Origin of the sequence: Kytococcus sp. HMSC28H12, from assembly GCF_001816045.1 — a bacterium.
In the GTDB taxonomy this organism is placed as follows: Bacteria; Actinomycetota; Actinomycetes; order Actinomycetales; family Dermatophilaceae; genus Kytococcus; species Kytococcus schroeteri.
Window position 1 is genome coordinate 1 of sequence record NZ_KV824460.1, and the last position, 5,284, is coordinate 5,284.

General features: G+C 73.1%; 4 protein-coding genes and 1 tRNA gene. 2 read left to right on the forward strand and 3 right to left on the reverse strand.

Going from position 1 to position 5,284, the window contains the following annotated elements; genetic code table 11:
• Positions 1-84: 84 nt before the first annotated feature.
• The 3 genes from HMPREF3099_RS06230 to HMPREF3099_RS06240 all read right to left on the reverse strand — a co-directional run bounded on the left by HMPREF3099_RS06230 (position 85) and on the right by HMPREF3099_RS06240 (position 3,477).
• Positions 85-157: transfer RNA gene (locus HMPREF3099_RS06230), tRNA-Asn, on the reverse strand.
• Positions 158-215: 58 nt separating this feature from the next.
• Positions 216-2,144 carry a DNA primase gene (gene dnaG / locus HMPREF3099_RS06235; protein ID WP_070705198.1) on the reverse strand — a complete coding sequence of 643 codons (1,929 nt, stop codon included), beginning with the start codon at positions 2,142-2,144 and terminating at the stop codon, positions 216-218.
• A 10-nt stretch (positions 2,145-2,154) separates the two neighbouring features.
• Positions 2,155-3,477 carry a deoxyguanosinetriphosphate triphosphohydrolase gene (locus tag HMPREF3099_RS06240; protein WP_083323555.1) on the reverse strand — a complete coding sequence of 441 codons (1,323 nt, stop codon included), beginning with the start codon at positions 3,475-3,477 and terminating at the stop codon, positions 2,155-2,157.
• Positions 3,478-3,624: 147 nt separating this feature from the next.
• Between HMPREF3099_RS06240 and HMPREF3099_RS06245 the strand changes: the two genes are divergently transcribed.
• Together HMPREF3099_RS06245 and HMPREF3099_RS06250 are read left to right on the forward strand one after the other, a co-directional pair.
• A complete protein-coding gene (locus tag HMPREF3099_RS06245) occupies positions 3,625-4,041 on the forward strand; it encodes a DUF4282 domain-containing protein (protein ID WP_070705199.1) in 417 nt (138 codons plus the stop codon).
• 58 nt (positions 4,042-4,099) lie between these two features.
• Positions 4,100-5,131, forward strand: a complete 1,032-nt coding sequence (locus HMPREF3099_RS06250) for an aldo/keto reductase family protein (protein WP_070705200.1) — start codon at positions 4,100-4,102, stop codon at positions 5,129-5,131.
• Positions 5,132-5,284 lie beyond the last annotated feature (153 nt).

The following is a 5,284-nucleotide window of genomic DNA, read 5'->3' on the forward strand; positions in this document are numbered from 1 at the left end:
GCCCGCGGCCCGGGCGACGCGGCCCACTCCCCCGGTACGCCAGAAGGGCCGGTCACCTCGCGGTGACCGGCCCTTCTCCGTGTGCTCCCCCGGTTGGACTCGAACCAACAACCCTCCGGTTAACAGCCGAATGCTCTGCCAATTGAGCTACAGGGGATCGCTTCAACAGCGGCGTGAACCATAACACCACTGCCGCGTTGGGTCCAATCGCGCCCCTACCGGGAGGCCCGCAGGTGCTGCAGCTCCCGCTGCCACCCCTGCAGCCGCAGCCCGATCTCCCGCTGACGCTCCGGCTCGGCGGACCCCAGGCGCTGCAGCTCCCCCATCGCGTCGGCGATGCGACGGTTGAGCTCGATGATGCGCAACCGTGCCACGAGCCCCTCGGCGTACCCCGGGGCCGGCTGCCCGTTGACCATGCGCACCGGCAGCCCGGCCACGGCCAGCTCGCCCACGAGGTCGTGGACGCGCGGGTCGGCGGCATCGCGCACCTGCTGCACCCAGGCGGTGTGCGAGAGGGTCACCGCCCGCTCGATGCCACCGGCCTGCACCACCGCCGCGTGCACGAGCCCCAGGGCGGGCGCCGTGAACGCCGTGGTCGACAGCGCCGAGTGCTCGGTGCCGGTGATGGCCCCGGGGTACTGCAGCACCATCTGCAGCATCTGCCGCTCGGCCACGTGGTCCGGGTTGCGCGGGTCCACCGGGGGCAGCGGCGGCGGCCCGGCCGGGGCGGCCTGTTCCGGGGCGCTCGAGGACTCGGGCCCGGTCTGCACGGGGCGCGTCGCGGCCCGCAGACCGCCGGAGGCGCGCGAGGACCGGGCAGCGGTCACCTCGCGCCCCAGGGAGTCCACGTCCACCCCGATCCACCCCGAGACGGTGCGCGTGTACTCCGGCTGCAGGGAGCGGTCGCGGATGCCGGCGATGATGGGCGCGGCCACCCGCATCGCACCCACGCGCCCCTCGGGCGTGTTCAGGTCGTAACGCGCGATGGAGGTGCGCACGGCGAACTCGAACATCGGCACCGCGTCCTCCACCAGCGCGCGCACCGCCTGCGATCCGCGCTGCTGGCGCAGGTCGTTGGGGTCCAGCCCGTCGGGGGCCACTGCCACGAAGGACTGGCTGGCCCACGCCTGGTCGGCCTCGAAGGCCTTCATGGCGGCCTTCTGCCCGGCGGCGTCGCCGTCGAAGGTGAAGACCACCTTGGCCGGGGCCTGGTTCGCCTCGTCGCGCAGGATGCGGCGCAGCACCTTGATGTGCTCGGCACCGAAGGCCGTGCCGCAGGTGGCCACGGCCACCTCCACGCCCGAGAGGTGCGCGGCCATCACGTCGGTGTACCCCTCCACCACCACGGCGGTGCGCTGCTGGGCCATCGCCTTCTTGGCCAGGTCGAGCCCGTAGAGCACCTGGTTCTTGGTGTAGATCGGCGTCTCGCTGGTGTTGAGGTACTTGGCGGCAATGCGGTCGTCCTCGAAGATGCGGCGCGCCCCGAAGCCCACCGTGTCGCCGGTGATGTCGCGGATGGGCCACATGACGCGGCCGCGGAAGCGGTCGTACATGCCACGGCCACCGCGGCCCACGAGGCCAGCGGTCACGAGCTCGTCGTCGGTGAACCCCCCGGCCCGCAGGTGCTGGTACAGCGCGGTGCCGCCCCGGGGGGCGAAGCCCACCCCGAAGTGCGCCGCCTCGGTGGACCCGAAGCCCTTGCCCCGCAGGAAGTCCCGGCCCGGGCGGGCGTCCTGGGTGGAGAGCAGCTGCTGGTGGTAGAACTCCTCGGCCGCCCGGTGGGCCTCCACGAGCCGGGCCCGTCGCCCCAGTCCGCCCTCGCGGCGGGGCCCCCTGCCCTCCTCGTAGCGCAGCTCCATGCCCAGCCGCCCGGCCAGCCGCTCCACCGCCTCGGCGAAGGAGAGGTGGTCGATCTTCATGACGAACTCGATGACGTCGCCGCCCTCGCCGCAGCCGAAGCAGTGCCAGTGCCCCACCGCCGGGCGCACCTGGAAGGAGGGGGTCTTCTCGTCGTGGAAGGGGCACAGGCCCTTGAGCGAGCCCACCCCGGCCACGCGCAGGGTCACGTGCTCGCGCACCACCTCGTCCAGCGCCGTCCGCTCCTTGACGGCCTGGATGTCCTCCGGCTTGATGAGTCCTGCCACGTCCCTCCCCTCAGTGCCCGTGGTGGGTGCACCAGCGGTGGTGCTCCACCCACGCCCGGCCGTCGGACAGCGAGGCCACCTGGTCCACCACCGCCCGCCGGGCCGCCGCGTCGTCGCCGGCCTCCTCGGCCACGCGGCGGTCCTCCAGGTACTGCGGGTCCATCCGCTCGGGGTGCCGCTCCCACATCGCCACGAGGGCCTGCAGGGCCTCACGCTGCCGCTCCATGAGCTCCAGCCGGTGCTCGGTGTTCATCATGTAGGTGTACGCCACCGCCTTGAGCATGGCGATCTCGGCCACCACCTCGCTGGGGACGACCAGGTCGGCGTCGAAGCGGGTCAGGGTGGCCTGTGGATGACGCTCACGGGTGGCGTCGGTCACGGACTGGGCGAAGTGCCCGATGAGGGTGCTCGTCATGTCCTTGAGCCGCGCCAGCGAGCGCCGGGTGCCGTCGTAGGACTCCGGCACCACGCCCGAGGAGGTGAGCCGCTCCATCGCCCCCACCAACGCCGATGCGGGCAGGTCCCGGGCGTAGGTGCGCGCGGCGTTGGCGGCCACCGCGGCCACCTCGGCGGGGTCGCGCAGGGCCCGCACGTCCAGGTGGCCCGAGGTGATGGCGTCCTCCACGTCGTGCACGGAGTAGGCCACGTCGTCGGCCAGGTCCATCACCTGGGCCTCCACGCACCGGCGCCCCTGCTCGGGCGACCCACGGCGGATCCACGCGAAGACCTCGGCGTCGTCGGCGTAGGCGTTGTACTTGGGGGTGCCCGTCGGCCCCTCGCCCCGCAGCCAGGGGTACTTCACCACCGCGTCCAGGGTGGCGCGCGTGAGGTTGAGGCCCACGCTGCGTCCGTCGGCGCGGAAGCGCTTGGCCTCCAGCCGAGTGAGCAGCCGCAGCGACTGGGCGTTGCCCTCGAAGCCGCCGATGTCGTGCGCCACGTCCGCGAGCGCGTCCTCGCCGTTGTGCCCGAAGGGCGGGTGGCCCAGGTCGTGGGCCAGGCAGGCGGCGTCGACGACGTCCGGGTTGCAGCCGAGCGAGACGGCCATCTCGCGGCCGATCTGCGCCACCTCGAGGCTGTGGGTGAGACGGTTGCGGACCACGTCGTCCATCCCCGACTGCATCACCTGCGTCTTGGCCGAGAGACGTCGCAGGGCCGCCGCGTGGATGATGCGGCCGCGGTCCCGCGCGAAGTCGTCTCGGTCGGCGCGCTTGCGGGCCGGGTCCTCTGACTCCCAGCGCTCCCGGTCGTGGGCCGAGTAGGCCTCCACGGGGGCCACCCCCGCGGGGGCGTCGGTGCGGGGCGGGACCCATCGGGAGGCATCGGGCGTCGGCATCACCCTGCGAACGGTAGCCGGTGGCCCCGACACCACGTGCTGCGGTGCGCCCCCCGCCCCGCAGGTCGTCGGAGCTGGGTGCGACACTCCGTGGGCACACACCGTCGTGCCGCGCCCGGCAGGGCGCCCGCAGCAGAAAGGGGACCCATGTCCACGCCCTACTCCGACCCGTACCCGCCGAGTCACGGTGGCCCCGCCGGCCAGTCCAGCCCCACCGGCACCGAGCCGGCAGGCGCGCCGAACCCGTTCTCCAAGGAGAGCGGATTCTTCTCCGCCCTGACCGACCTGCGCTTCACGAAATTCGTGACGCCCAAGGTCGTGTCGGTGGTCTACGTCCTCATGGCCGTCGCCATCGCCATCGGCCTGCTCATGTGGACCATCACCGCCTTCGCCATCATGGCCACCGGCGACGGGGAGGCCAGCGCGATCCTGATCGGCCTGCTGATGCTGGTGGCCGGTCCCATCGTGGCCCTGCTCTACCTGGTGCTGGCTCGTGTGTCCCTGGAGGGCATGGTGGCCGTCATCCGCATCGCCGAGGACGTGGCGGCCATCCGCCGCCGCTGAGACAGCCTGCCGCTGCGCCCTCGCCGGACCCCGGCGGGGGCGCAGTACCGTTGGGGCCATGGAGCACCCTCGCCTCGGACACAGTGGCCTGCGCGTCTCGCGCCTCATCTACGGCAACTGGCTCACCCACGCCTCCCAGGTGGAGGCCGAGCGGGCCGAGGCCTGCGTGCGAGCCGCGCTGGACGCCGGCATCACGACCTTCGACACCGCCGACACCTACGCCAACACCGAGGCAGAGAAGGTGCTCGGCAAGGCCCTGGCGGGCGAGCGGCGCGAGGGCCTGGTGATCGCCACCAAGGTGTTCTGGCCCACCCGCCCCGACGGTGCCCCGCAGGACCAGGCCGGCCCCAACGACCACGGCCTGTCGCGCAAGCACGTGACGGAGTCCCTCCACGCCTCGCTGCGCCGGCTGGGCACCGACTACGTGGACCTCTACCAGTGCCACCGCTTCGACCACGACACCCCGCTGGAGGAGACGATGGAGGCCCTGGCCGACCTCGTGCACGCCGGCAAGGTGCACTACGTGGGAGCCAGCGAGTGGACCGCAGACCAGCTGCGCCGCGGCCACGCCCTGGCCCGCGAGCTGCGCATCCCGTTCGTCTCCAACCAGCCCCAGTACAACCTCCTGTGGCGCGTCATCGAGCCCGAGGTGGTGCCCACCTGCGCCGAGCTGGGGATCGGACAGGTGGTGTGGTCGCCCTTGGCCCAGGGCGTGCTCACCGGCAAGTACGCACCGGGACAGCCGCTGCCGGAGGGCAGCCGCGCCACGGACGCCGCCGGCGGCGCCGCGATGATGAAGCACCTGCTCAAGGACGAGCTCCTGGCGACGGTGGCCCGCCTCGCGGAGCTGGCGGACCAGGCCGGCGTGCCCCTGCACCACCTCGCCCTGAAGTGGGTGGTGGAGCAGCCCACCATCACCGCGGCGATCATCGGCGCCTCGCGGCCCGAGCAGGTGGCCGACAACGTGCGCGCGCTCGCGGTGGAGCTCGACCCCGCCCTCGTGGCGCAGGTCGACGAGGTGCTCGGCGACTCCGTGAAGCGCGACCCGTCGCTGACCCGCTCGCCCCACCGCATCGCGGAGTTCGGCTGATGCCGGGCGAGCCCACCGCCACCGGCCCGCTCCTGACCGCCGGCGAGCTGGCCACCCGCCTGCAGACCACCGCCCAGCACTCCGGTGCGGTGCCGGTGCTCCTCGACGTGCGCTGGGACCTCGGCGGCGGCGCGGATCCCGACGGCTTCGCAG